General features: G+C 75.4%; 21 protein-coding genes and 1 pseudogene. 11 read left to right on the top strand and 11 right to left on the bottom strand.

All coding sequences use genetic code 11. The features are described from left to right. Window positions 1-63: 63 nt before the first annotated feature. A complete protein-coding gene (locus tag ACFWIC_RS25530) occupies window positions 64-798 on the top strand; it encodes an SDR family oxidoreductase (protein ID WP_380354412.1) in 735 nt (244 codons plus the stop codon). Between the two features lie 246 nt (window positions 799-1044). Here ACFWIC_RS25530 and ACFWIC_RS25525 read toward each other — a convergent pair whose 3' ends face one another. The 3 genes from ACFWIC_RS25525 to ACFWIC_RS25515 form a co-directional block, all read right to left on the bottom strand. Then, on the bottom strand, window positions 1045-1767 hold the full coding sequence (locus ACFWIC_RS25525) for an alpha/beta hydrolase (protein ID WP_329947706.1): 723 nt from the start codon (window positions 1765-1767) through the stop codon (window positions 1045-1047). Between the two features lie 351 nt (window positions 1768-2118). After that, window positions 2119-2673 carry a VOC family protein gene (locus ACFWIC_RS25520; protein ID WP_380520094.1) on the bottom strand — a complete coding sequence of 185 codons (555 nt, stop codon included), beginning with the start codon at window positions 2671-2673 and terminating at the stop codon, window positions 2119-2121. Next, complete coding sequence (locus ACFWIC_RS25515) at window positions 2670-3920, bottom strand: MFS transporter (RefSeq protein ID WP_380354417.1); 1251 nt, start codon at window positions 3918-3920, stop codon at window positions 2670-2672. The genes ACFWIC_RS25520 and ACFWIC_RS25515 overlap by 4 nt, the downstream gene beginning before the upstream one ends. Window positions 3921-4464: 544 nt before the next feature. Between ACFWIC_RS25515 and ACFWIC_RS25510 the strand changes: the two genes are divergently transcribed. From ACFWIC_RS25510 to ACFWIC_RS25490, 5 genes are all read left to right on the top strand, one after another. Next, complete coding sequence (locus ACFWIC_RS25510; RefSeq protein ID WP_380520093.1) at window positions 4465-6600, top strand: hypothetical protein; 2136 nt, start codon at window positions 4465-4467, stop codon at window positions 6598-6600. Continuing rightward, entirely contained in the window at window positions 6597-7511 is a 915-nt protein-coding gene (locus ACFWIC_RS25505; RefSeq protein WP_380354422.1) for a protein phosphatase 2C domain-containing protein, read from the top strand. The genes ACFWIC_RS25510 and ACFWIC_RS25505 overlap by 4 nt, the downstream gene beginning before the upstream one ends. Before the next feature lie 5 nt (window positions 7512-7516). Next, window positions 7517-8665 carry a Gfo/Idh/MocA family protein gene (locus ACFWIC_RS25500; protein ID WP_380520092.1) on the top strand — a complete coding sequence of 383 codons (1149 nt, stop codon included), beginning with the start codon at window positions 7517-7519 and terminating at the stop codon, window positions 8663-8665. A gap of 139 nt (window positions 8666-8804) precedes the next feature. Beyond that, window positions 8805-10208 (top strand): UDP-glucose dehydrogenase family protein, encoded by a 1404-nt coding sequence (locus ACFWIC_RS25495; RefSeq protein ID WP_380520091.1) that lies wholly within the window; start codon window positions 8805-8807, stop codon window positions 10206-10208. Between the two features lies 1 nt (window position 10209). Further along, complete coding sequence (locus tag ACFWIC_RS25490) at window positions 10210-11154, top strand: NAD-dependent epimerase/dehydratase family protein (protein ID WP_380520090.1); 945 nt, start codon at window positions 10210-10212, stop codon at window positions 11152-11154. On the opposite strand, the gene ACFWIC_RS25485 is transcribed toward ACFWIC_RS25490, so the two are convergent. The 4 genes and pseudogenes from ACFWIC_RS25485 to ACFWIC_RS25470 form a co-directional block, all read right to left on the bottom strand. Beyond that, window positions 11106-11837, bottom strand: a complete 732-nt coding sequence (locus tag ACFWIC_RS25485; protein WP_380354428.1) for a response regulator transcription factor — start codon at window positions 11835-11837, stop codon at window positions 11106-11108. The two genes, ACFWIC_RS25490 and ACFWIC_RS25485, sit on opposite strands and share 49 nt — an antisense overlap. Next, complete coding sequence (locus ACFWIC_RS25480) at window positions 11834-12535, bottom strand: copper homeostasis protein CutC (RefSeq protein WP_380520089.1); 702 nt, start codon at window positions 12533-12535, stop codon at window positions 11834-11836. Before ACFWIC_RS25480 ends, ACFWIC_RS25485 begins: the two co-directional genes overlap by 4 nt. A 197-nt stretch (window positions 12536-12732) precedes the next feature. After that, a pseudogene (locus ACFWIC_RS25475) lies at window positions 12733-12895 on the bottom strand (glyoxalase/bleomycin resistance/dioxygenase family protein); the annotation flags it as partial. A gap of 376 nt (window positions 12896-13271) precedes the next feature. Next, complete coding sequence (locus tag ACFWIC_RS25470; protein ID WP_380354434.1) at window positions 13272-14213, bottom strand: NAD-dependent protein deacetylase; 942 nt, start codon at window positions 14211-14213, stop codon at window positions 13272-13274. A gap of 517 nt (window positions 14214-14730) precedes the next feature. Here ACFWIC_RS25470 and ACFWIC_RS25465 point away from each other — a divergent pair. Continuing rightward, window positions 14731-15234 (top strand): hypothetical protein, encoded by a 504-nt coding sequence (locus tag ACFWIC_RS25465; protein ID WP_380520088.1) that lies wholly within the window; start codon window positions 14731-14733, stop codon window positions 15232-15234. Between the two features lie 141 nt (window positions 15235-15375). Continuing rightward, a complete protein-coding gene (locus tag ACFWIC_RS25460) occupies window positions 15376-16191 on the top strand; it encodes a class I SAM-dependent methyltransferase (RefSeq protein WP_380520087.1) in 816 nt (271 codons plus the stop codon). A 102-nt stretch (window positions 16192-16293) separates the two neighbouring features. On the opposite strand, the gene ACFWIC_RS25455 is transcribed toward ACFWIC_RS25460, so the two are convergent. The 4 genes from ACFWIC_RS25455 to ACFWIC_RS25440 all read right to left on the bottom strand — a co-directional run bounded on the left by ACFWIC_RS25455 (window position 16294) and on the right by ACFWIC_RS25440 (window position 18942). Next, window positions 16294-16500, bottom strand: coding sequence for a hypothetical protein (locus ACFWIC_RS25455; protein ID WP_329878039.1), 207 nt, complete (start codon window positions 16498-16500; stop codon window positions 16294-16296). A 152-nt stretch (window positions 16501-16652) separates the two neighbouring features. Further along, window positions 16653-17231, bottom strand: a complete 579-nt coding sequence (locus ACFWIC_RS25450) for a hypothetical protein (RefSeq protein ID WP_380520086.1) — start codon at window positions 17229-17231, stop codon at window positions 16653-16655. Next, complete coding sequence (locus tag ACFWIC_RS25445) at window positions 17174-17458, bottom strand: TIGR04222 domain-containing membrane protein (protein WP_380520085.1); 285 nt, start codon at window positions 17456-17458, stop codon at window positions 17174-17176. Before ACFWIC_RS25445 ends, ACFWIC_RS25450 begins: the two co-directional genes overlap by 58 nt. A gap of 218 nt (window positions 17459-17676) precedes the next feature. Beyond that, the gene (locus tag ACFWIC_RS25440) at window positions 17677-18942 is read right to left on the bottom strand and encodes an MFS transporter (RefSeq protein ID WP_380520084.1); all 1266 of its coding nucleotides are present in this window, start codon (window positions 18940-18942) and stop codon (window positions 17677-17679) included. A 181-nt stretch (window positions 18943-19123) separates the two neighbouring features. Between ACFWIC_RS25440 and ACFWIC_RS25435 the strand changes: the two genes are divergently transcribed. The 3 genes from ACFWIC_RS25435 to ACFWIC_RS25425 all read left to right on the top strand — a co-directional run bounded on the left by ACFWIC_RS25435 (window position 19124) and on the right by ACFWIC_RS25425 (window position 24240). Beyond that, window positions 19124-20041 (top strand): LysR family transcriptional regulator, encoded by a 918-nt coding sequence (locus ACFWIC_RS25435; RefSeq protein ID WP_329947695.1) that lies wholly within the window; start codon window positions 19124-19126, stop codon window positions 20039-20041. A 190-nt stretch (window positions 20042-20231) separates the two neighbouring features. After that, entirely contained in the window at window positions 20232-20699 is a 468-nt protein-coding gene (locus tag ACFWIC_RS25430; RefSeq protein ID WP_380354452.1) for a hypothetical protein, read from the top strand. 259 nt (window positions 20700-20958) lie between these two features. Then, a complete protein-coding gene (locus tag ACFWIC_RS25425) occupies window positions 20959-24240 on the top strand; it encodes a tetratricopeptide repeat protein (RefSeq protein ID WP_380520083.1) in 3282 nt (1093 codons plus the stop codon). Window positions 24241-24292: the final 52 nt, after the last annotated feature.

Here is a 24292-nt window from a genome sequence, read left to right as displayed (position 1 = left end):
ACTATAGATCCAGAGTCTTCTGGTCTTTCCCTGCCGCCCCCGGGTGAGGGGAGGCTGGGTGCCATGACGACTTCGCAGAAGACTGCTCTGATCACCGGCGCGAACAAGGGCATCGGCAAGGAGACGGCGCGCAGGCTCGCAGCCCGCGGCATCACCGTGCTGATCGGCGCCCGCAACGCCGAGCGTGGCGAGGCTGCGGCCGAGGAGCTTCGCGCGGGCGGCGCCGACGTTCGGTTCGTTCCGCTGGACGTCACCGACGAGACCTCGGTCCAGGCCGCCGCCAAGCACATCGACGCCACGTTCGGTCGCCTCGACATCCTCGTCAACAACGCCGCGATCGCCGCCGGACCGCAGAAGCCGAGTGAGACCCCGGCCGCCACCGTCCGGCAGGTTTACGAGACCAACGTGTTCGGCGTCATCGCGGTGACCCACGCCATGCTCCCCCTGCTCCGCCGCTCCGCCGCCGCACGCATCGTCAACATGTCCAGCGAACTCGGCTCCCTCACCCACCTGGCCGACCCGGACAGCCCGTGGTCCTCCTACTCCTCGGTCCTCCTCCCTTACTGCACCTCGAAGAGCGCGCTGAACGCGATCACCGTGCTCTACGCCGGTGAACTGCGCGCCGAAGGGATCCTGGTCAACGCGGTGAGTCCCGGCTACTGCGCGACCGACCTCAACCGCCACACCGGGATACGCACGGCGGAGGAGGGCGCGGCCGTGGCGGTCGACCTGGCGACGGCGGGCGAGGACGGCCCGACGGGCGCCTTCTTCGCCGAGGACGGGCCGATTCCCTGGTGAGACCATGCCGCCCGCGGCCGGTCTGCTTGTTGCTCGTGGACGACGAGGGTGACGGCGACGCCGGAGGAGCGGATCTCCCCGGCGGGCTTCACCGCGCCCTCCGGCTCGGGGCCTTCGATACGCGGCCCCGGGCCCCCGGGGCCACCGGACCCCCTTGGGCCAGCGGTCGCCGGTACCCGCCGGGATCTCGGCGGGTACCGGCGCCGTCCACCGCCTACCGTCTGCCGACGGCTCGGCGGCCCGGCCTCACTTCAGGTGCCGGCCGAAGAACCGGACCCCGTCCTCCACCTCGAACCAGGGCGTGCCGGTGTGCCCGCCCAGGTTGGAGTGCAGCGTCTTCTCCTCGGCGCCGAACGCGTCGAACAGGTCCAGGGCCCGCTGCCGGGGGTTCCCCTCGTCGTCCCATTGCAGCAGGAAGAGCAGCGGGACGGTGACCTGCCGGGCTTCCTCGCGCTGGGCGCGGGGCACGTAGCCCCCGGCGAAGAACCCGGCCGCCGCGATGCGCGGCTCGACCGCCGCCAGCCGGATGCCGACGGCCGTCCACCCCGAGTACCCGACCGGGCCGCCGATCCCGGGCAGAGCGAGGAGGGCGTCCAGGGTGGTCCGCCACTCCGGGACCGCCCTCTCGACCAGTGGGCCGATGAAGGATTCGAAGATCTCGTCGACCGGCTCGCCGGCCTGCACCGCCCGGCGGATGTCGGCCCGGGCCCGGTCGTCGGCGGCGGAGCGGGGCCGGTCACCGCACCCCGGGGCGTCGATGGAGGCCACCGCGTAGCCGTGCGCCGCGGAGTGCCGGGCCCGGGCCACCAGCCGGGACGCGCTCTTGGGCAGGCCGTTGTTGTGGGCCATCAGGATCAGCGGCAGCGGTGCCGCCGATTCAGGGGTCCACAGGGTGCCGGGGATCTCCCCGAGGGTGAATTCGCGTTCGAGGACGCCGTCGTCGAGGCGCTGCTCGGAAGTGAAACGCATGGTCGTGCCTTTCGGGAGTGCTCGTGAACGGCGCTCCCGGGCGACCTATCGCCCGACCATGACCCCGGAAAGGAGCACCCATGTCGATCCTGCGTTCACGGGTACCACCTCCTCGGTCTCTCGCACGGCCTCCGGAAACGTAGCAGTGGTCGCAGTCGTCCGCCAACAGGTTTTCGCGGAGGCTCCACGGCCGGATGCCACGGAGCCGGCGCGCTCCGCCGAGCCTTCCCGGTCATCGTGCCGGGGCCTCGGGCGTCTGCTCGACGAGGGTGGCGGTGGCACGGTCGGGGAACCCGCAGAACCGGCGGTGTTCGTCGGCGTCGAAGCGGAGAGTCGAAGCCCTGACCGGGCTCACGCCCGGCCCTGGTCCAGGGCACCGGCACCGGCACCGGGTACGGCGTCGTCCGGCGCGCGGGACGGGCCGGGGGCGTACAGCTCCAGGTGCATGCCCCAGGGGGTGAGGACGTAGACCCAGCGGGTGCCGGCCACCGGGTGAGCGGCGTGGATGGTCTGCGGGTCGGCGAGGACCCGCACGCCACGGGCGCGCAGGTACGCGGCGGCCGCGTCCACGTCGGCGACGCGCAGGGCGAGGTGGTGACCGCCCCAGTCGCTGTTGGCCGGCTGGACACGGCGCTGGTCCGGCGCCTCGTACTCGAAGAGTTCCAGCTCCAGTCCGTCGGGCAGGCGGACCACCGCGACCATCGCCCGGGCCCGCGGGTGGACGTTCAGGTGGCGGGCCATCCAGTCGCCGTCGTCCTCCACCGGCCCGGCCCGGTAGACCTCGGTGGCGCCGACGACGCCGGTGAAGAACTCGACCGCCTCGTCCAGGTCGGGGACGGTGTAGGCGGCGTGGTGAGCGCCCAGCAGCCCGGGCAACGCGCGCGTCAGGGGGTCGGTCGTGGTCACGGCTGGAGCTCCGGGGTGGTGGTAGGGGCCGGCGCGGCGGCCGGGACACCGGCGCGCAGGATCAGCACGGTCAGGACGGCCGCGCCGGCCAGCAGCAGCGGAACCAGCAGGAACCCGGCGCCGGGACTGATCCGGTCGGAGAGCGCGGCCAGCAGCATCGGGGCGGCCCCGAAGGCCGTCCCCGAGGCGTAGCCCATCCGGCTGGAGGCGGCGTCGGGCCCGTTGGTGGCGGTGTCCAGGACCAGCACGATGGCCATCGGGAACTGCAGGGCCATCCCCAGGCCGCAGACCACCAGGCCGGCGACCGCGACGGCGGGTGCCGTCGAGGCCCAGAACAGCGCGAAGCCGACGGCCGAGAACGCGAGCGAGCCGAGCAGGACCGCCCCGGCGGGGAAGCGCAGCGTGAACCGGGCGCCGAGCAGTCGCCCGACGAAGATCCCGACGACCAGGGCCGCGCCGGCGGCGGTCGCGCCGGCGGCACTCACCCCGGCGTGTTCGCGCAGGTAGTCGGACTGCCACTGGGTCAGGCAGACCTCGACGCCCGCCACCGCGACGATCACGCCGAGGGCGGCCAGGAAGAGCCGGGGGTCACCGCGCCCGGTCACGGCGGGGGCGGGGGTCCGGTCGGCCGGTCCACCGGCGGACCGGCCCTTCGACGTCGTCGCGTCCGCCACCGGGTGACCCGAGGGCAGCCGGTGGCGCAGCAGCCGGCCGAGCAGCACGACCGCCAGCACGAGGACGGCGGTCACCGCGATACCGGGCCGCCAACCGAGGTCGGCGCTCACCGAGGCCCCGACGATCAGCGGCGCCAGCAGCCCGATCCCGGACATCGCCGCGTTCGCCTCGCTGATGGCGGCCGGCCCCGCCGCACCGTGGTGGTCGCTCAGCGAGGGCCAGATCGCGGTCAGCGCCACACAGCCGAAGAAGGCCGTCAACAGCGTCGCGCCGAGCGTCTGGACGGTGCCGTGCGCCAGGGCGAGCAGCAGGGAGCCGACGGCCACCCCGCCCATCGCGCCCCAGAGCGTCCGGCTGCGGCCGAACCGGGCCACGAGGCGCGGGAACAGCGGCGCGCAGAGCAGCATCGCCAGCGAGAAGGCGGTGCCGTGCAGGCTCGCGACGAAGCGGCTGGTGTGCTGCTCGTCGCGCAACAGGGGCACGAGCGGGCCGAATCCGAAGACGAAGTACCCGTACGCGGCGATCTGCGCGTAGAGGAGCCACGTGGTGGCGTCCCTGGTCAGTCGAGGCATTGGCCGAAGTTAGCGCTACGCCGGGCGGAACGTCTGTACGCGGCTGTGGTACCCGACCGGGTACCCCGGCCGTGCGCCGCATCCGGCCATGCCGCAACGGGCCGACGGCGTGTCAGCATCACGACTCCGGCACGACGCCCGGTGCCGACGCCGATGCGGCCGGGACCGGTCGGGCGGCGCCGAACGGCCGGGGGGCTGACGCCGCACGTCGGCGAGCGGCTCCGGAGCACCGGCGGGCGGCGCCCTGCACGACGACGGAACGGCGCCGACCGCGACGACGGTGCCGGCGCGCCGCACGGCGTCGCGCCGCATCGGCGGCACACGACGGGCGCGGCACGCCCGGGGCACGAGAGCGCGAGAAGGCGGCCGACGTCCGCGGTACCGCCGTGGCACGAACACGGCGCGAACACGACGCGAACGCGGCGAAGTCTCGTCAGGGGCACGGCGAAAGCACGGCACGGCACGCGAACGGCACGCGAACGGTCCGGCACGGAAACGGCCCGGTGGGAACAGCCCGCCGGCGTCGACGGAGGGGAGCTCGGGGATGGACACGGTGCACAGCGGCAGGGTCCGGGTCAGCGGGGCGGTGATGACGCACCCGCGCCGGGCAGACCTGGCACGGGAGTTGATCGGCCGCTGCCGGCCGGAGGAACTGGACCTGGTGCTCGACCCGGAGCCGGACGGCCCGCCGACCGGACTGCGCACCGCCGTGGCGGCCTGGTCCTCCGTCCCGGCCGGCTCGACCCACCACCTCGTGCTCCAGGACGACGCGGTGCTCACCCCCGGCTTCTTCGACCACGTGCGCGCCGCCGCCGAGGCCGCGCCCGACGCCGCCCTGTCCTTCTACACGCACTGGCAGTCGCGCAACGCCGCCGCCGTCCGCCTGGCCGTGCTCTCCGGACACCGCTGGGCCCCCGCCACCGGCGAGTACACCCCGACCGTGGTCCTGCTGCTGCCCGCCCCGGTCGCCGCCGGGTTCGGCGCGTACGCCCGCGAGCACGGCGCGACCTGGGCCGACGACGTGGTCATGAGCCGCTACCTGCGCGAGCACGGGGTGCCGACGTACCTCTCCGCGCCGAACCTCGCCGACCACGCGGACGTGCCGAGCATGCACGCCAACGGCGGCCACGGGCCTCGGCGTGCGGCCTGCTTCGCGCCGGTCGCGCCCGGCGCGTCGTGGGAACTCGACGGCGGTCTGGCGCAGTTGGACGCGATCCCGTTCTTCAAGCACGGCCGGGCCCAGGTCGCCACCCGGCTCGGCGACGGCGGCTGGGCCGGCATCGAAGCCCACCGCTACCTGAGCCGGCTGGGCCTCGACGCGCAGGACACCGCCAAGCGCCTCGACGACCTGCTCGCCGAACCGGCTCCGGGCCGGGACGTCGTCCTGGCCGAGGTCGACCGGCCCGCGCTGCTCGCCCACTGGCAGACCGCCCTGCTGATGGGCGTGGTGACGGCCACCCGGACCGGGGCGGCGGCCGGCCCCGACGGCGCGCTCGCCGAGTCGGCGCTCGCCACGCTCGGCGCCGGCGGGCTCTGCACCCGGTTCGGCGACGACGACCTCGTCAGGCTGCGCCCCGGGCTCCTGGACCTGGCGCGCTCCGGGTACGCGGAAGGGCTCGCCGCCGGCGCCCGGCTCGGCGCCGCGCCGACCGGGGGCGGCCCCGCCCGCCCGGCCCGGGCGCGTCGCGTCGTCGTGTCCGGCCCCGGGGCGCAGCCGACGGCCCCGACCGCTCCCGCCGCCCCGGCGGCCGTCCCGGCAGGCGTGGCCGGCGTGGCCCACGCGGCCGACGTCCACGGCGCGCAGGACGTGCGCGACGCGGACGGCTCCGAGCTGGCGGCGGCCCTGGCCCGCGCACTCGCCGACGGGGAGTGGGACGTCACCCTGTGGGGCGGGCAGGGCCCGGAGTACCCCGGTGTCCGGCACGCGGAGCCCGGCGCCGGGCTGTCCGGTGCCGCCGCCGTCCTCCAGGTGCTCGCCGACGATCCGGTGCACCGGGCGACGGCCGCGGGGGTCACCCTCGCAGCCGCCGAGGAGGCCGGTGTCGGGACGGTGGTGCTGCTCGTCGACGCGGCCGGAGCGGCGCCCCTCGGACCGGTGCCGGGCGCGACGGTGCTCCGGCACGACCTGGTCTACGGGCCGGGCATCCAGTCGGGCTCGGTGCTGGAGCAGGCCGTACGCGGGTCGCTGCTGGCCCGGCCGATCCGGATCCCCGACCAGCCGGGCCGGCGCTGGCGGCCGGTCTTCGTCGACGACCTGGCCGAGGCGGTGGACCGGGCGCTGCGCCTGCCGCCCGCCGAGGGCCAGGTGGACGTCCGCGGCGTACGGCCGATGGGCGTGGCCGACCTCGCGGAGGCGGCCTCCGCCGCGGTCCGCCCGGTCCCGGTCGAGGTGACCGGGGCGGTCGGGGCGGTCGGGGCGCCGGGCGCCGAGACGAACGGCTCGGACGACCGTCGGGCCGGTGGACCGGAGGACGTCGTCGCCGTGCTCGGCCGGCGGCCCCGGACGGAGCTCGCGGACGGCCTTCGCGCCTGGTCCCAGTGGCTGGCCTACGAGGCCGAGCCCCGCCCCCGCACCGCGCGACGGTCCGGCCCCGGGCCGCTCGCCGAGCCCGCTTCCGCCGCGGAATCCGGTCCCGCGACCGCGGCGCACGCCGACGACGCGACCGGGGGCGGCCGATGAGCACCGTCCCGTTCTCCACCGAGGCCGCCAGCATCCCCTCCCCCGGCGGCGCCAACGAGGACCTGGTCCTCACCGGACCGCACTTCGCCCTGGTCATCGACGGCGCGACCGCCGAACCCGGGGCCAGCACCGGCTGCGGCCACGACGTACGGTGGCTGGTCGCCGAGGTCGGGACCCGACTCGCCCGCGGCCTGCTGCACGACCCCGACGCACGCCAGCCCCCGCGCGAACTCCTCCACGACGCGCTCACCGACCTCGCCACCGAACACGGCCGGACCTGCGACCTCGACAACCCGTGCAGCCCTACCGCCACCCTCGCCCTGCTCCGGCTCACCGGCGACACGGTCGAACACCTGGTGCTCGGCGACTCCACGGTGGCGCTGCGCGAGCACTCCGGCGCCGTCCACGCGGTCACCGACGACCGGTTGGAGCGCCTGATCCACCTGCCCTGGGCCGAACTCCGCCGCCACCGCAACCGGCCCGGCGGGTTCTGGGTGGCCGGCCCCAGGCCGGAGGCGGCCCGGCAGGCCCTGGTCGGACGCCATCCGGTGGCGTCGCTCTCCGCCGCCGCGCTGCTCACCGACGGCGCGGCCCGCCTGGTCGAGCGCTACGACTGCTCCTGGCCGGACCTGCTCGACCTGCTGGAGGCCGAGGGCCCGGTGCAGTTGGTCGAACGGGTGCGGACCGCCGAACTGCGCACCGCGCCCGGCCGGTTCCCCGGCAAGCACCAGGACGACGCCACCGCGGTGCTCTGCCGCTTCGAGCGCGACGACCGCTACCACCGCACCGGCGACCACGCCCGCGCGGAGAGCGGCAGCGACGGCCGGGCCGACGGCGGCGAAGCGGTCACCGAGCCCGGCACCCGCACGAGCGCCACCGCGACCGACGGCAGCGGCCGGGGAACGGAGTGAACCCCGTGCCCGAGGACCGCCTCGACCTCCAGGACCACCAGGACGGCACCGCGCCGTTCGGTGTCGCCTTCGTCGGCTGCGGCTACGTCGCCGACCTCTACGCGGCGACCCTGCCCAACCACCCGTCCCTCCGCCTGACCGGCGTCCACGACCGCGACCCGGCGCGGACCGCCGCCTTCACCGCCCACCACCGCGTCCCCGGCTACCGCAGCCTCGACGCGCTGCTCGCCGACCCGGCCGTCGACGCCGTGGTCAACCTCACCAACCCCGAGAGCCACTACGAGGTGACCCGCGCCGCCCTGCTGGCCGGCAAACACGTCTACGTCGAGAAGCCGCTGGCCACCGACCTCGAACGGGCCCGTGAGCTGGTCGAACTCGCCACCGGGCGCGGCCTCCGGCTGGCCTCGGCGCCGTGCGGGCTGCTCGGCACCGCCGCGCAGACGGCGTGGCGCGCCCTGCGCGAGGGCCGCATCGGGACGCCCCGGCTGGTCTACGCCGAACTGGACGACGGCCCGATCCTGCGGATGCCGTTCCACGAGTGGATCAGCCCGTCCGGGGCGCCCTGGCCCTACCTCGACGAGTTCGAGACGGGGTGCACCGTGGAGCACGCCGGCTACTGGCTGACCTGGCTGACCGCCTTCTTCGGCCCGGTTCGCGAGCTCACCGCCTTCGCCACCCTCCTCGCCCCCAACCCCCATGTCCCACCCGGGACTCCGCTCGCACCGGACTTCTCGCTCGCCGTCCTCTCGTTCGAGAGCGGGGTGACGGCCCGGCTCACCACCAGCATCCACGCGCCCAAGGACTACTCGCTGCGGGTGATCGGCGACGACGGCCTGCTGACCGTCGCCGACTCCTGGCAGTACGACTCGCCGGTCACCGTCCGCCGGCACCCGGACGGCGTCCCGGAGACCGTGCCGCCCGCCGAGGGCCCCGCGCGCCCCTTCCGCTACCCCGGTACCCACGACATGGACTTCGCCCGCGGGGTGGCCGAACTCGCCGTCGCCGCAGGCGGATCACGCCCGACCGGGTTGCCGCTGGACCACGCCCTGCACGTCCTGGAACTCACCCTGGCGATCTCCGGGGCGGGACCCAGCGCCGTCATCCGTCCCACCACCACCTTCGCGCCCGTCCCACCGATGCCCTGGGCCCGGTGAGCAGGACCGCGACTCCCGACCGCGGCACCGCAGCACGCCGCGCGGCACAACCCGCACAACCCGCACAAGCACGGCACGCACGACCCACACCACTCTCACCCCTCGCACCACGAGCAGCGATCAGGAGCAGTGAGGAGCAATGACCAGACCCACGCCTCCCGACCATTCCGTACACGACCGGCCGGGGCTGTCCTTCCTCGGGACCGGCTACCTCGGCACCACCTACGCCGCCTGCTACGCCGAACTCGGCCACCGCGTGATCGGCCTGGACGTCGACACCGCGAAGGTCGCCGCCCTCAACGCCGGCACGGTGCCCTTCCACGAGCCCGGCCTCACCGAGCTGGTCCGGCGCGGACTGGCCTCCGGGCGGCTGGAGTTCACCACCGACCCCGCCGTCGCGGCCGCCGGGGCCGACGTGCACTTCCTGTGCGTCGGCACCCCGCAGCGGCCGGACGGCACCGGCGCCGACCTCGACCAGGTCGCCGCCGCGGTGCGCACGCTGGCCCCGCACCTGCACGGCCGGGCCCTGGTGGTCGGCAAGTCCACCGTGCCGGTCGGCACCGCCGAGTGGATCGAGCGGCTGCTGCGCAAGCACGCACCCGACGACGCCGACCCCGAGGTCGCCTGGTGCCCGGAGTTCCTCCAGGAGGGGCACGCCGTCGACGACGTGCTGCGCCCGGACCGGATCGTGGTCGGCGCGCGCGGTGACTGGGCTCGCGAGACCCTTGCCCGGGTGCACGACGGCGTGCACGAGCTGGCCGCCCGCGAGGGCCGGGAGATCCCCGTCCTGGAGACCGACTTCGCCACCGCCGAGCTGGTCAAGACGGCCGCCAACGCCTTCCTCGCCACCAAGATCTCGTTCATCAACGCGATGGCCGAACTGTGCGAGGCGTCCGGGGCGGACGTCGCCGCGCTCGCCCGGGCGCTGGGCCACGACTCCCGGATCGGACCCGAGTTCCTGCGGGCCGGGGTGGGCTTCGGCGGCGGCTGCCTGCCCAAGGACATCCGCGCCCTGCAGGCGCGTGCGCACCAGCTCGGGGCGGGTGCCGCGGTGCGGTTCCTGCACGAGGTCGACCTGATCAACCAGCGCCGCCGCGAGCGGGTTCTGCAGCTCGCGGGGGAGCTGCTGGACCGCACCGCCGGCCCGGCCGGACCGGAGCTCGCGGGCAGTCGGATCGCCGTCCTCGGCGCGACCTTCAAGCCCGACTCGGACGACGTGCGCGACGCGCCCGCGCTGGCGGTGGCGCGGATGCTGCACGGCGCCGGTGCGCTGGTGCGGGTCTACGACCCGCTCGGCCGGGAGAACGCGCGTCGCAGCCACCCCGAACTCGCCTACGCGGAGAGCCTGGAGGCGGCCTGCGCGGACGCCGACCTGCTCTGCGTGCTCACCGAGTGGGCGGAGTTCCGCACCGCCGACCCGGCCGCGCTGGCGCCGCTGGTCAGCGGGCGCCTCGTGATCGACGGCCGCAACTGCCTGGACCGCCAGGCGTGGCACGCGGCCGGCTGGACGTACCGCGGCCTGGGTTGGAAGGAGGCGGCCTGAGATGGCCGGTGACCGGAAGGAGGAGGGCCTGATGACCGGACGGCCCGCAGAACGGACGATCCTGGTGACCGGAGGGGCCGGCTTCGTCGGCGGCAGGCTGATCGGCAGCCTGGTGGCGACCGACCCCTCGGCGCGGATCGTCTCGGTGGACAACTACTTCACGGGTACGCCCGAGCGTCACGTGGACCACCCGAACGTGCGTTACCTGCACGGCGACACGGCCGACGTGGTCACCCTGTGGACCGATCGGAGCCTGCCCCCGCCGGCCGTGGTGTACCACCTCGGCGAATACTCGCGCATTCCGCAGTCCTTCGAAGAACCGGACCGTGTCTGGGAGTTCAACCTGCGCGGCACCAAGGAGGTGGTCCGGCTCTGCCGTCTGCACGGCGCCAAGCTGGTGTACGCGGCGTCCAGTTCGAAGTTCGGCAACGACGGCCGGGACGAGCACCTCAACCCGTACGCCTGGACCAAGGCCAAGAACATCGAGTACATCCGCAACACCGCGCAGTGGTTCGGCCTGGACCACGTGATCACGTACTTCTACAACGTCTACGGGCCCGGCCAGATCGCCACCGGCTCCTACGCGACGGTGATCGGCATCTTCGAGGAGCAGTTCCGGGCCGGCCTGCCGTTGACGGTGGTCGAACCGGGCACCCAGAGCCGCGACTTCACGCACATCGACGACATCGTCGAGGGGCTGCTGCTGTGCGCGGAGCGCGGCTCCGGGGACGGCTACCTGCTGGGCCGGGGCGAGGAGCACCGACTGGTCGACGTGGCCCGGATGTTCGGGACCGAGATCGAGATGGTGACGGCCCGCAGAGGTGAGCGGGTCGGCGGCCGGGCGGACAACTTCCTGGCACGGGAGCTCGGCTGGGAGCCAAGGATCTCCCTGCCCGACTACATCGCCGAGTTCGTCGCCACCCGGGGGCCGGTGCCGGTCTCCTGAGCACCGACGGGGTCGACGATCCCGTAGCGCAGGGCGATCGCCACCGCCAACGTCCGGTTGGGACAGTTCAGTTTGGCCAGCACCATGGTGACGTGGCGTTTCGCGCCGTGCACCGAGATGCCCAGCCGGGCGGCGATCTCCTTGTTGCTCAACCCCTCGACGAGCAGCCCGAGGGTCTGCCGCTCCCGCCCGGTCAGCGCCCCGCCGGCCACCCCCGGCAGGCCGCCGCGCTGGTCCGGCACCCGCGGACCGGTTCGGACCCGGCCGGGCGCCGGCAGGCGGCGGAGCACCAGCCGGCGCAGCGAATCCTCCAGGACGGCGGTGGTCAGCTGCTCCAGCGGCAGGAAGCCGTCGACCCGGGCGGTGGCCCAGGATCCCGGCTCCCGTGCGGCGTTGGCGCCGAGCAGGACGAGCAGCCGGGCCTCACCGCGCGGGGTGGCGAACACCGCCCGGGCCCACGGGGCGACCTCCTCGGCGCAGACCAGGACGACCACGTCGGCCCGCCAGAGTTCGACGGGCGAACCGATCCGGTCGTGCGGCTTGGTGGTCACCTCCCCCACCAGGGGCAGGGCGCGGAGCATGCCGGCGATCCCGTGACGGTGCATCTCGCCCTCGGCGACCACCGTCACCGCGAGGGCGGCTCCGCGCCCGGGAGGGGTGGCGGGCCCGCCCGGCTCGGTCACGACGCGCCCCCCAGCAACTCGGCCCACACCCGGACCGCAGCAGGGTCGACGGGGTGGTCCCAACTGCCCTGCGGGCGGGCCCGGGTGCCGACGTGGAAGGCGTTCACACCGCCCGCGAGCAACGGCGCCGCCTCCGGTTCGCGCAGCGTCCCCCCGGCGATCAGCCGGGGCACGGCCCCGCGCTCGCCGGGGGCACCGCGCCCGGCCAGCGCCCGGTGTTCGGCGAGCAGGGTGGTGAGGCCCTCCGCGACGCCCTCCCGGCCCCCCGAACTGAGCACCGCGTCGAGCCCGGGAAGCCCGGACAGTGCCGCCCAGGCCGCCGATCGGTCGGCGGCGAAGTCGATCGCCTTGTGGAAGGTCCACGGACGCCCGTCCAGCACCTCCAGCACGGCCTCGACGGCCGGCAGGTCCACCGCGCCGTCGGGCGTCAGGAACCCGAGGACGAACTCCTCCGCCCCGGCACGCAGCAGTTCCCGGGCCCGTTCCCGCAGTACCTGAACCTCGCCCGCGGCGAAGCCGTCCGCCTCGCGCACCATCACGCGCACCGGCAGGTCGACCGCCGCACGCACCTCCCGCACCGTCTCCGCCGACGGCGTCAGCCCCCACCTCGCCATGTCACTAACCAGTTCGATTCGATCCGCACCCCCGTGCTCGGCAGCCCGGGCGTCCCCCGCGTCCAACGCGATCACTTCAAGCATTGGTCTAGACATACCGGAATGATCTCACAGCGCCTCCGACCGGGCTGTCGTGTCCGCATAACAGAATCACCGGGCGGGCGCCGGGACTTCGCGCAGGCGGACATCCCTCACCGTAGGCGGGTACGAAGGGCGGTTCGATCCCAGAGATCTGGGATCGAATGCGCCATGCCCCCCCCGGGCCGGCAAGCCCCAATCGCGGGCTCGCCCTCGACGAGGACGAGCTTGAGCGGGGGCTCGGCGCGGCGAAGTTCGCGTAGCCGGGGCGGCGCCTGGCCGGCCCGGCACCGACAAACTTGGAGCAGAAGGCGACGGAGCCTTCGAGATCGGCGACGCACACGGAGCGAGCCGAACACGGGACATGACGGTCTCCCCGACCAGGGTGTCCCCGGCGCACCAGGCCGAGCGGGCCGGTGACCCGCTCTCGGAGGAGATGGTCGAGGCGCGTGCCGGTGATCTTCTCCAGCGCGGGCCCGGGCGTCACCGGCGGGATCGGAGCGGACGCAGGCGCGCGCCGCCGGGGGTGCACCCGCGACGGCCTGCGGGGCGGGTGGGAGAACGGCGGCGGTCACGGCCGCGACGGTCAGCACGGCGGCGGTGAGCGCCGTGGTCCGGGTGAAGGTCATGACGCACTGTGCGCGGACCGCCCCGGGCCGGGCGGGCGCAACACTCCGCAGGGTCCTCCGACGGGCCCAGCCCGGCCACGCGCCGCGCCGGGACGGGCCCGGGACGGGGGACGTCAGGGCGCCACAGGCGCCCCGAGCCGGTCGGCCAGGGTGGCCAGTGCGGCACCGAGCGGGAGGTCGGCCCGTACGGCGGCGAGGTCGTCGGCGCGGGTGGGCCCCTGGTTGACGATGGCGACGGGCTTGCCGGCGCGGGCGGCGCGACGGGCGAAACGCAGGCCCGACAGGACGCTCAGGGAGGACCCGAGGACGAGCAGCGCGCGGGCGTCGTCGACCAGGTCGTAGCAGTGCTGGACCCGGGGCACGGGCACGTTCTCGCCGAAGAAGACCACATCGGGCTTGAGGACTCCGCCGCACACCTCGCAGGGGGCGATCCGGAAGGACTGCGCCAGCTCGGCGGGCAGGTCGGCGTCCCCGTCGGGGTTGGCCGGCACGGTCTCGGCCAGGGCCCGGACCTGGGCGGGGAAGGCGCGGTTGAGGGCGTGCAGGCGCTGGTCCAGGCGCTCGCGCGGGGTCGTCCGCCCGCAGTCCAGGCAGACCACCCGGTCGAGCGAGCCGTGCAGCTCGACGGCGTCCGTCGTGCCTGCGGCCCGGTGCAGGCCGTCGACGTTCTGGGTGATGACCCCGGAGACGAGCCCCGCCCGGCGCAGCCGCTGCACCGCGTGGTGGCCCGCGTTGGGACGGGCCCCGACGATGGTCCGCCACCCGAGGTGGCTGCGCGCCCAGTAGCGCCGCCGGTTCCCCTCGGCGGCCAGGAAGTCCTGGTAGGTCATCGGGGTGTGGCGGCGCAGGCTGCCCGTCGGACCCCGGTAGTCGGGGATCCCCGACTCGGTGGACAGGCCGGCGCCGCTGAGGACGGCGACGCCGCCCGCCACCAGCAGACCGGCGAGCCGGTCCAACGACGGGAGTGCGCTGTGTCCTTCGGCCGCGTTCCCGCCCGCCGCGGTCCCGACGACTCCCGCCGGCCCGACGCGGTGCTCGTGGTCGCCGCTGCTCATGCGGGCAGCCTAACGCGCGGTGCCCGCGGGTGCCCCGGTTCGGCCGATACGGGACGGCCGGTCCCCGTGCCGGGTGGCTCGGGGTCGGCGCCGGGCGGTCACGGTCGCCACGCCGGACACGACCGACCCGGCGCCGCGAGCGGTGCCGTCCACGGTGGGCGGGGCGGTGGTGAGCGCGCCGCGGACCGTCGCCGGACCGCGGTGGCCTCCGCCGTCCGGGGGAATCCCCCGTGGACGACGGTAGGCGCACCCCGGAGCGGGAAGGCAGGCGCATGTCCGAGGAGGGTGCGGGCCGCCCGCTCACCGGCCCGCGCGCCCCCTCGCCCGGGTCCGCGCAGCCGCACGGACCCGGCACCACGCCGGCCCGGGGACCGTACGGGCACCGGAGCACCGGAGCACCGGAGCACCGGAGCACCGGAGCACCGGAGCACCGGAGCACCGGAGCACCGGAGCACCGGAGCACCCGAACGTACGGGCCCCGGGGCCTGCGCACCCGAGAACACGAGGTACCCACGACATGACGACCCCCCTCAACCGCAGGAACGCCCTGCGCATGGCATCGGCGGCAGCCGTCGGCGCGGGCGCGACCGTCGGCCTGGCCGCGCCGGCCCGCGCGGCCCGACGGGCCCGCACCCTGACGCTGACCGGCAGACGCGCCTCGGCCAACATCCCGGACGTCCTCACCACCGGCACGCCGTACTTCGTCCACTACGAACTCCTGGACGCGGAGGGGAGTCCGGCCGGCACCGAGAGCGCCCACTGCCTGCCCGTCACGGTCGGGACGGACGGGGCCCTCGTCATCGCCACCCTGGTCCTCCGCCTGGCCGACGGGACGCTCACGGCCGCCACCGCCTTTCCCCGCCCGCTGCCCGCGCTGACCGAGGTGCTCACGGCGCCCAGGCAGTGGTCCCACACGTTCGCGGTCACGGGAGGCACCGGGGCCTACGACGGCGCCACCGGGGAGATCACGATCGACCACATCAGCCAGGAGGAGGACGTCCTCACCGTCACCCTGGGCTGAGCCCGCACGAGGCCGGGCGCCGACCGGGCGCCGACCGGGCCGCCCCGACGCGGCGGGCCGGACGGGGCCCGGCGGGGCGATTCGGCCGGACGGCACAAAACGGCTTGAGCACCGCTCCGACCGCTGACTAGCGTGCCTGTCATGACCAAGACTCCGGCACCGACCGACTGGCGCGCGACCAACCGCGCGAACTGGGACGAGCGCGTCCCGATCCACGCCGCCAGCGAGTTCTACGACATCCCCGGCTTCGTCGCCGGCAAGGGCGGGCTGCGGGACTTCGAACTGGACGAGGTCGGTGACGTCGACGGCAAGACCCTGGTCCATCTCCAGTGCCACATCGGCCTGGACACCCTGGCGTGGGCCCGGCGCGGAGCCACCGTCACCGGCCTCGACTTCTCCGAACCGGCCGTCGCCGTCGCGAGGGACGTCGCGAACCGGATCGGCGCCACCACGGCCCGGTTCGTCACCGCCGACGTGTACGACGCCGTCGACGTGCTCGACGCGCAGACCTTCGACATCGTCTACACCGGCCTGGGCGCCCTGTGCTGGCTCCCGGACATCGAGCGCTGGGCGCGGACGGCGGCCTCCCTCGTGACCCCGGGCGGCTTCCTCTACCTCGCCGAGTTCCACCCGTTCGGCGACACCCTCGCCGAGGACGGCCGGACCGTCGAGCTGGACTACTTCCACGACGGGCCGACCGTCTGGGACGAGCCCGGCACCTACGCCGAGCAGAACGCCGCGACGACCGCGAACGTGACGGTCGAGTGGCAGCACGGTCTCGGGGAGGTCATCAGCGCCCTCACCGCCGCCGGACTCCGCCTGGAGTTCCTGCACGAGTACGACTACACGCTGTTCGCCCGGTTCCCCGTCCTGGAGCAGAACGCGGGCTACCGCTTCCCCGAGGGCCGGCCGCGCGTCCCGCTGATGTACTCGCTCCGCGCCACGAAGCCCGAGTAGGCGCACCCCCGAACCGCCCGAACCGCCCGAGCCACAGAGGGCTTCGTGGCTTCGGGCAAAGGAAAACGCCCCGGAGCCGGAGCTCCGGGGCGCGGGGGTGGATCAGCCGTTGCTCCGGTCGAACCACTGCAGCCAGTTGGCGCGCGGACCGACGAGGCCGACCGCGGCGTTGCCGGCCTGGAGGCCCGACTGCGCGGAGGGCTGGTGGCCCCCGCCGTGCGCCACCGCGACGGTCGGCGTGACGACGGCAGCCGCAGCGGCGACGGTCGCGATCACGGCGAACTTGCGGAGATTTCCACGAACCGACATCTCAGGTTCTCCTTGGTCAAGGGTTCAGTAGCTGGCTTCCGCCAACCCGGACGGGTCCGGGCGGAGACACGTTTGCACACGAACGTGGAAAGGGCGGGATTCTCGCAAGCCGAACGGTGCGAACGGGTGAGAAGTTACCTCCTGAGGGTGAGTCAGGTTGCGCCGTCCGGAGCCGGGGCCGGCTCCCACCCGGGCGCGGGCTCGGGCCCGGGTGCCCGCTCCCGTCCCGTCGGTTCCCCGGCCGGCCACCCCCGGAACGCCGCCGCCCACCGGGGGTCCAGGGCCGAGGACCGCAGGCCGTCGAGCGCGACCGACCCCGGTACGGTCGGCCCGCTCGGCGTCCAGGCCTCCGGCGCCGGCCGCCACGCCGCGGGTGCCTCCCCGCCCGCGGCCAGCGCCGCCAGCAGGCGCCGGGCCCGCCGCGGCAGTCGCACGGTGGACCGGTCCGCGGTCCGGTCGGACACCCAGGTGGCGAAGCGGACCAGCAGGTACGTCAGCACCAGGAGGACGACCACGGCCACCAGCGGTGCCAGGACCGGTCCCTCCCCCACCGACGAGAAGACGACCACACCCGCACAGGCGATCGCGGCCGACAGAAGTCCCAGGAAGAGGACGAAGAGCAGTACCAGCGTCAGGCAGCCGGCCAGCAGCCGGATTCCCTCGCCCCGGCCCGTCAGCCGCCTGAAGTCCGGTCCGCGTCCGACGGCCACCAGGGAGGGGTGGTGGCGCACGCCTCACGGACCTCCCCCACTGAGCGGCGGAGGTCCCGCCCGACGGCCGCGAGCAGCGCGGCCTCCACGTCGTCGGTCGGGCGCGGATCGACGACGGTGACCCACGCCGCCTCCACGTCGACGACCAGTCGCCCCTCCCGGTGCATCCGCACCAGGGCGGTGTCCACGACGCGTTCCGCCCCGCCGGCGACGAACGCCAGCTCGTAGAGCGACAGTCCGGGTTCCACCGCGCTCCCTCCCCCGACCCGTTCGACCGACCGTTCCCCCGACCGCGCTTCCGGCGGCGCCCCCAGCCTACGGACGGCCTCCGACAACCCCGGCCCGCCCGGTCCGCCCTGCCCGCAAGGTCCCGGCGCCCGGGTGTCGGAACCCGGCAGCGACCCGGGGCGGTTGCACGGCCCCGGAGTCCGGCGGGACCGGAGCCGTCCGCCCGCGTCCCCGCTCGTCACCCGCGAGGAGGAGCGGGCGGACCGGGAACGGTGGACGGACCGGGGAGGAGGGCGGCGGCCAGCGGGACCGCCGCGACGAGGACGCCGCCGAGCCACATCACGGCCGCCGGGCCGAGGCCGTCGACGATCCGCCCGCCGGCCAGGGCGCCCAGGGCGATGGCCGCGTTGAAGACCGCGACGAACAGCGCCGACGCGCCCTCGGTCGCGTCGGGGGCGGCCCGGGTGAGCCAGGTCTGCGTGGTCACCGACACGCCCCCGTACGCGAGGCCCCAGAGTGCCACCAGGACGACCGCGCCCGGCACGCCCCTGCCGACCACGGGCAGCGCCAGGACGCTGACGGCGAGCGCCGCACCGATCCCGGCCGCCGACGCCCGCACACCGCGGCCCACGACGGCGCCGGCCACGAAGTTGCCCACGATCCCCCCGGCCCCGTAGACCAGCAGCAGCACGCCGACCTGCCCGGCCGAGGCACCCGACACCTCTTCGAGGACGGGACTCACGTAGGTGTACGCGGCGAAGTGCCCGGTCACCAGGAGGGCGACGACGATCAGCCCGGTCCGCACCCCGGGGACGGCCGCCAGCCGCAGGACCCCGCCCAGGCCGAGCGCGCGTTCGGCGGGCAGCGGCGGGACCAGCAGCGCCACGGCTGCGGCGACGAGCAGCGCCAGACCTCCGAGCACGGCGAAGGCCGCCCGCCAGCCGGCCGACCCGCCGAGGAAGGCGCCCGCGGGGACGCCGAGGACCGAGGCGAGCGCGACGCCGCTGAAGGCCGTCGCGGTGGCCGGCCCGGCCGAGGCGCGCGGCACCAGCCGGACCGCCACCCCGGCGGCGAGCGACCAGACACCGCCCATCGCCAGTCCGACCAGGACCCGGGCCGCGACCATGACCGCGAACACCGGCGCCCACGCCGCCAGCAGGTTGGCGGCCCCCAGCAGGACCAGCAGCACGCAGAGCGCCCGCCTGCGGTCCCACCGGCCGAGCGCGGACGTGAGCGGCGGGGCGGAGACGGCGGCCACCAGCCCGGTGACGGTGAGCGTCAGTCCGGCGGTGCCCTCGGTGACGTCCATCGCGCCGCCGATCGGGGTGAGGAGCGCGACGGGCAGCATCTCGGAGGTGACGACGGCGAAGGTCGCGGCGGCCACCGCGAGGACGGCCGGCCACCCGCCCGGCGGGCGCGCGACCGGGGCGGAGGGGAGCGACGAGGACGAGGGCGGGAAGGGCGGCCGCGGGGCGGCGGTCGGTGTCAGGGAGTGCTCTGCCATGCGTCCCAGCCAACGCGTCGGCGCAGGTGGGAACAAGGACGGATCACTCACGCTTCCATGAGTCGGGCTCATCGATCGATTCGTCCGCCGTCACGTCCGCACATCCCACATCCGTCACATCCGCCGAATCCGCCACATCCGTGCTCCGGGCGACCGGCGCGCGCCGAGAGGAGTCCCCGCCATGGGCAGTCCGGACCTGCGGGAGCTGGAGTGCTTCCTCGCCGTCAGTGAGGAGCTCCACTTCGGCCGTGCCGGCGAGCGGCTCCTGGTCTCGCAGAGCCGGGTCAGCCAGCTGGTCCGTTCGCTGGAGCGCCGGATCGGGACCCGACTGCTGGACCGCACCAGCCGCCGGGTGCGGCTGACTCCCGCCGGGAAGGACTTCCTGGCCGAACTCGCCCCCGCCTACGCGGCGTTGCGAGGCGCGGTCGACCGAGCGACCCGCGCGTCCGCGCAGGGGGTGCGGGGGCTGCTGAGGGTCGGGTTCCAGGGCAGCGCCGGCGCCGGCTTCACGGCCGCCGTCACCGCGTTCCGGCGGGAACGGCCCGACTGCGCCGTCGAGATCACCGAACTCCCGCTGGCCGACCCGTTCGGCGCGGTGCGCCGGGGCGACGTGGACACCGCGGTCGTCCTGCTGCCGGTCGTCGAGGAGGGCCTGACCCTGGGGCTGGTGTTCTCCCGGCAGCCGCACTACCTCGCGGTCGCCCACCACCACCCGTGGTCCGGGGCCGCCTCGGTCGACGCGGAGCAGCTCGCCGGCACGACCCTGATCGACCTGGCGCGTACCGCGCCCGCCTACTGGCGCCGGGCCCAGGTGCCCGACCGCACGCCCGACGGCGTCCCGATTCCCACCGGTCCCGAGGTCCGCACCCTGCAGGAGGGCCTCTCGCTGGCCGCCGGCGGCCAGGGGGCCATGCTGCTCTGCCGGCCGACCGCCGACCACCACCGGCGCGAGGACCTCTGCTACCTGCCCGTCACCGGTCTGCCGGACTCCGCCCTGGGCCTGGTGTGGCGCGCCGGTGACGAGTCGGCTGCGGTCCGCGGCTTCGCCGGCGCCCTGGCCGCGGCCGTCCGGGCGGCGCCGGGCCCGGCCCGGGCGTAGGCGCACGGGTTCGGGCACCGGCGACGGTCCCGCGCCCCACGCCCCGCACCCCACGCCCCCACGGGTGCGCCCACCCGTCCGAGTGGTCCGCCGCCGTGTCCCGCGCGCCCGGCGGTGGGGCACGTCGATGCTGACGGTGACGCGGCCGGACCCGGCCCGTGCCCGAGCAGCGACGAAACGGGTGAGCGCGATGTCCCAGAACCTGTTCCACCGATCCCTCCGGGCCGCCTGCGCGGTGGTGCTCCTGACCGCCGGTCCGGTCGCGGCGGCCACCGTCTGCGGCGCCGACCTCGCGGTCACTGTCGCCGATCCCGCGCCCGTCCACGACGGCGGCTTCACGTTCCTGCACCCCGTGGTGAGGAACACCGGTGGCATCGCCACCACCGAGCCGTTCACCCTGGCCGTCCACCTGCCGCCCGGGGTCGTCGGCACCGGCACGGCCCCCGGCGGCACCTGTTCCACCGGACCGCACGGCCACACCGTGACCTGTACGTTCCCGGCCGGCCTGGACTCCGGTGCCACCGCCGGCGCCGAGGTCCGGATCTCCGTCGCCTCGGGCATGGACCCGGAGGTCCTCCGGGGAACCGTGGAGGTCGCCCTCCCCGGCGACCGGACCCCGGCCGACAACTCCGCCACGTTCGACATCGAGGTCCTGTAGGCCCGTCCGCCCGGGGCCGCCGCACCGCGGCCCGGGACGGCGGCCGGGGCGTGCCCCGCCCGGCGGGAGCCCCGCCCGGCGGTGCACGCCGGGGACCGCCGAAAGTAGAGACATCCCCGGGCCCGATTCACTACCGTCGTTCCGACGGGGTTCGGGGGCGCGGCCGTCGGCCCGCGGTCGACGGCCCGCAGGGCGACCTGACGGCAGGTGGCCGGACCACGGTCGGCCCGCGGCCGGCCGGTCTCGGCAGGGGGTGGGAATGGCACAGGCGAAGAGGCGTCTGTCGCGTGCGGAGGCGGTGCGGCAGCGGGCCGGGGCCCAGTTCATCGGCCGACGGGCGCAGTTGGCCCTGTTCGTGGAGAACCTCGGCAAGGATGCCGATCCGGACGCCGGGCCGGACCCGGCGGACTTCCTGTTCCACGTGCGCGGGGTGGGCGGGGTCGGCAAGTCGACACTCCTCGCGCAGTGGCGGGAGGCGGCCCACCGGGCCGGAGCACTGACCGCGCTGGTCGACGACACCGACGTCCACGGCGTCGAGACCACGCTGACCGCACTCGCCCGCCAGCTGGCCGAACAGGCGGGCCCGCTCAGGGAGTTCGACAAGGCGGTCGAGCAGTACCGGCGGGCGCTGCAGGCCTCCGCCGAGCGCGTGCCCGAGCAGTCGCCCGGCGCGGAGGCGGCGTCGCTGCCGGCACGGCTCGTGACACAGGCGGCGTTCGGCGCCGCCTCGGTGCTGCCGGGGGCGGGCGTGGTCGCGGCCATCGCGAGTCCGGAGAACGTCGCGCAGGGTGCGGACCGCCTCGTCGCGGGCGTGCGGCAGCGGCGGCGCGGCGGCGACGGGGACGAGTCGGCACTCAGTCGCGCCTTCGTGGCCGAACTCGGCCGGATCTGCGAGCGCGACCGGGCACGGCGACCGTGGATCGTGCTGTTCCTCGACACCTGGGAGGTGACCGGCCGCTACCTCGACGGTTGGCTGAGGGAGACCATCGACGACGCGTTCGGCGCCCTGCCGCTGGAGGTCGTCTTCGTCCTCGCCGGGCGGGACGAGCTCGCCGAACGCGAGTGGGCGCCGTGGCGGCCCGTCCTGGTGGACGTGCCGCTGGAGGTGTTCACCGAGCAGGAGGCCCGCGACCTGCTCGCCGCCCGGGGCGTCACCGATCCCGGTGTGGTCGACGCGGTCCTCCGGATGTCGATGCGGCTGCCGCTGCTGGTCGCCCTCCTGGCGCACGCCGACCCCGGCGCGGTCGACGTCGTCGCCGACGTCGGCGCGGACGTGGTCGACCAGGCCGTCGTGCGGTTCCTCCAGTGGATCGCCGAACCCGAGCGCCGCGAGACGGTGGTGGCCGCGGCGCTGCCGCTGCAACTGAACCAGGACCTGTTCGCCTGCGCCGTCCCTGACGCCGAACCGGCCGCCTGGGAATGGCTGTTGGGCCAGCCCTTCGTGGCCGGGCACGGCGACTTCCGGCAGTACCACGCCGTGGTCCGCACCAGCATGCTCCGCCGTCGCCGCACGCAGTCGCCCCGGCTGTGGACGGCCGCCCACTCCCGCCTCGCCGAGTACCACGCCGCCGCCCGGACGTCGGCGGAACAACACCTCCAGGTGTCCCGGCGGACCGCAGACCCGCGGTGGCGCCGGCACCTGCTCAACGAGACCTACCACCGGCTGTGCGCGGATCCGCTGGCCGGCCTGCCCGCGGCCCTCGAACACACCGCCCGGACCGCCGGTGAGGCCCCGGACGCCCTGGCCGTGTGGGCGGAGATGCTCCACCAGGCCGCCCAGGACAGCGCCGACGCCGACCTCACCCACTGGGCCGACCTGATCAAGTCGGCCGCCGCCGGTGAGCAGCCGGTCCTGGAGACCCTCGGCGTGCTCACCGCCCCGGTCCTGCCCGCCCGCGTCCGGGCCTGGGCCCTCACCCACCGGGGCTACCAGAACTTCATCGAGGACCGCGACGACGATGCGCTCGCCGACCTCGACCTGGCCGTCGCCACCGCGGCCGGTCTCTCCCAGACGCTCGCCTACCGTGGCCGCGTGCACAGTTGGCACGCCCGCTACGAGCAGGCCCTGGCCGATCTCGGTGCCGCGCTGGCCCTCGACCCGGGCAACGCCTGGGCGCTCGCCCGGCGCGGGGAGACCCACCAACTGGCGGGCCGTGCCGAGGAGGCGATGATCGACTTCACCGCCGCGCTGGCCCTCGACCCCGACGACGCCTGGGCGCTCGGCTCGCGCGGCCAGGCCCACCGCCAGGCCGGCCGACCCGACGAAGCCATCACCGACCTCACCGCCGCCCTCGCCCTCGACCCCGAGTACGCCTGGGCCCGGGTCCAGCGCGGCGAGGCGTACCGGCAGACGGGCCGGTTGGAGGAGGCCGTCGCCGACCTCAGTGCCGTCCTGGCCGTCGACCCCGAGGACATCTGGGCGCTCGGCTCGCGCGGCCAGGCCCACCGCCAGGCCGGCCGACCCGACGAAGCCATCACCGACCTCACCGCCGCCGTCACCCTCAACCCCGAGTACGCCTGGGCGTTCGCCGAACGGGGCGAGGCCCACCGCCAGACCGGCCGGCTGGAGGAAGCCGTCGCCGACTTCACCGCCGCACTCACCCTCGACCCCGCCTATGCCTGGGCCCTCGCCGGGCGCGGCGAGGCGTACCGGCAGGCGGACCTCCTGGAGCAGGCGATCGCCGACCTCACCGCCGCGCTCGCCCTCAGCCCGTCGGACGTCTGGGCGCTCCGCGCCCGCGGCCAGGCCCACCGCCAGGCCGGCCGACCCGACGAAGCCGTCACCGACCTCACCGCCGCCGTCACCCTGAATCCTTCCTACGCCTGGGCGTTCGCACTTCGGGGCGAGGTGCACCGGCTCGCGGGCGACCTGGAGGAGGCGGTGGCCGACTTCGACACGGCGCTCGCGCTCGATCCGGACGACGGCTGGACGCTCGGCTCGCGCGGTCAGGCCCACCGTCAGGCGGGCCACGCGGAGCAGGCCGTCGCCGACCTCACCGCAGCGCTCACCCTCAACCCCGAGTACGTCTGGGCCCACGCCGAGCGGGGCCAGGCGCACCGTCAGGCGGGCCGGCCGGCCGAGGCCGTCGCCGACCTCGCCGCCGTCCTCGCCCTCGATCCCGCCGACACCGCGGTGCGGTGCGCCCTCGTCGCGGCGTACCGGCACGACGGACAGCTCACGGCCGCACGGGAGGCCCTGCGCGAGGTGCCACCGGCGGACGCGGCGACCGCGCCGGTCCTGGCGGAGGAGGCCATGCTGCGGTTGTTCGAGGCGGGGCGGGCGGCCTCGGCCCCCGAGTGGAGCGCCTTCCTCGAAGCCCCGTACGGCGATCCCGAGGACCCCTTCGAGGTGGCGGTTCGGCAGTTCGTCCACGGCCTCGTCCTCGGGGACACCGCTCCGGACGGCCTGGCACGCGCCTTCCTCGCCGTGGCCGGCGCGCGTGCCGTGCTCGCCGACATCCGCCTGTACGTGGCCGAGCTGACCCACGCGGAGCCGCCCGTCTCCGCCCGGGCCGAGGCAGCTCTGCGGCTCCTGGGGTAAGGCGGTAGGGCCGGCGGAGCCGGGGCGCCGGGGCGGCGGGAGCAGGGCGGGA

Origin of the sequence: Kitasatospora sp. NPDC127035 (assembly GCF_042726075.1) — a bacterium.
GTDB lineage: Bacteria > Actinomycetota > Actinomycetes > Streptomycetales > Streptomycetaceae > Kitasatospora.
This window is presented reverse-complemented; position numbering and strand designations above follow the sequence as displayed.

Excerpts from the sequence above, each read along its gene's own strand:
- ACFWIC_RS25455 (WP_329878039.1), bottom strand. The coding sequence starts at position 16,500 with ATGTCGGTTCGTGGAAATCTCCGCAAGTTCGCCGTGATCGCGACCGTC.
- ACFWIC_RS25470 (WP_380354434.1), bottom strand. The coding sequence starts at position 14,213 with ATGAGCAGCGGCGACCACGAGCACCGCGTCGGGCCGGCGGGAGTCGTC.
- ACFWIC_RS25425 (WP_380520083.1), top strand. The coding sequence starts at position 20,959 with ATGGCACAGGCGAAGAGGCGTCTGTCGCGTGCGGAGGCGGTGCGGCAG.
- ACFWIC_RS25435 (WP_329947695.1), top strand. The coding sequence starts at position 19,124 with ATGGGCAGTCCGGACCTGCGGGAGCTGGAGTGCTTCCTCGCCGTCAGT.
- ACFWIC_RS25460 (WP_380520087.1), top strand. The coding sequence starts at position 15,376 with ATGACCAAGACTCCGGCACCGACCGACTGGCGCGCGACCAACCGCGCG.
- ACFWIC_RS25525 (WP_329947706.1), bottom strand. The coding sequence starts at position 1,767 with ATGCGTTTCACTTCCGAGCAGCGCCTCGACGACGGCGTCCTCGAACGC.
- ACFWIC_RS25480 (WP_380520089.1), bottom strand. The coding sequence starts at position 12,535 with ATGCTTGAAGTGATCGCGTTGGACGCGGGGGACGCCCGGGCTGCCGAG.
- ACFWIC_RS25490 (WP_380520090.1), top strand. The coding sequence starts at position 10,210 with ATGGCCGGTGACCGGAAGGAGGAGGGCCTGATGACCGGACGGCCCGCA.
- ACFWIC_RS25440 (WP_380520084.1), bottom strand. The coding sequence starts at position 18,942 with ATGGCAGAGCACTCCCTGACACCGACCGCCGCCCCGCGGCCGCCCTTC.
- ACFWIC_RS25530 (WP_380354412.1), top strand. The coding sequence starts at position 64 with ATGACGACTTCGCAGAAGACTGCTCTGATCACCGGCGCGAACAAGGGC.
- ACFWIC_RS25465 (WP_380520088.1), top strand. The coding sequence starts at position 14,731 with ATGACGACCCCCCTCAACCGCAGGAACGCCCTGCGCATGGCATCGGCG.
- ACFWIC_RS25495 (WP_380520091.1), top strand. The coding sequence starts at position 8,805 with ATGACCAGACCCACGCCTCCCGACCATTCCGTACACGACCGGCCGGGG.
- ACFWIC_RS25505 (WP_380354422.1), top strand. The coding sequence starts at position 6,597 with ATGAGCACCGTCCCGTTCTCCACCGAGGCCGCCAGCATCCCCTCCCCC.
- ACFWIC_RS25515 (WP_380354417.1), bottom strand. The coding sequence starts at position 3,920 with ATGCCTCGACTGACCAGGGACGCCACCACGTGGCTCCTCTACGCGCAG.
- ACFWIC_RS25430 (WP_380354452.1), top strand. The coding sequence starts at position 20,232 with ATGTCCCAGAACCTGTTCCACCGATCCCTCCGGGCCGCCTGCGCGGTG.
- ACFWIC_RS25510 (WP_380520093.1), top strand. The coding sequence starts at position 4,465 with ATGGACACGGTGCACAGCGGCAGGGTCCGGGTCAGCGGGGCGGTGATG.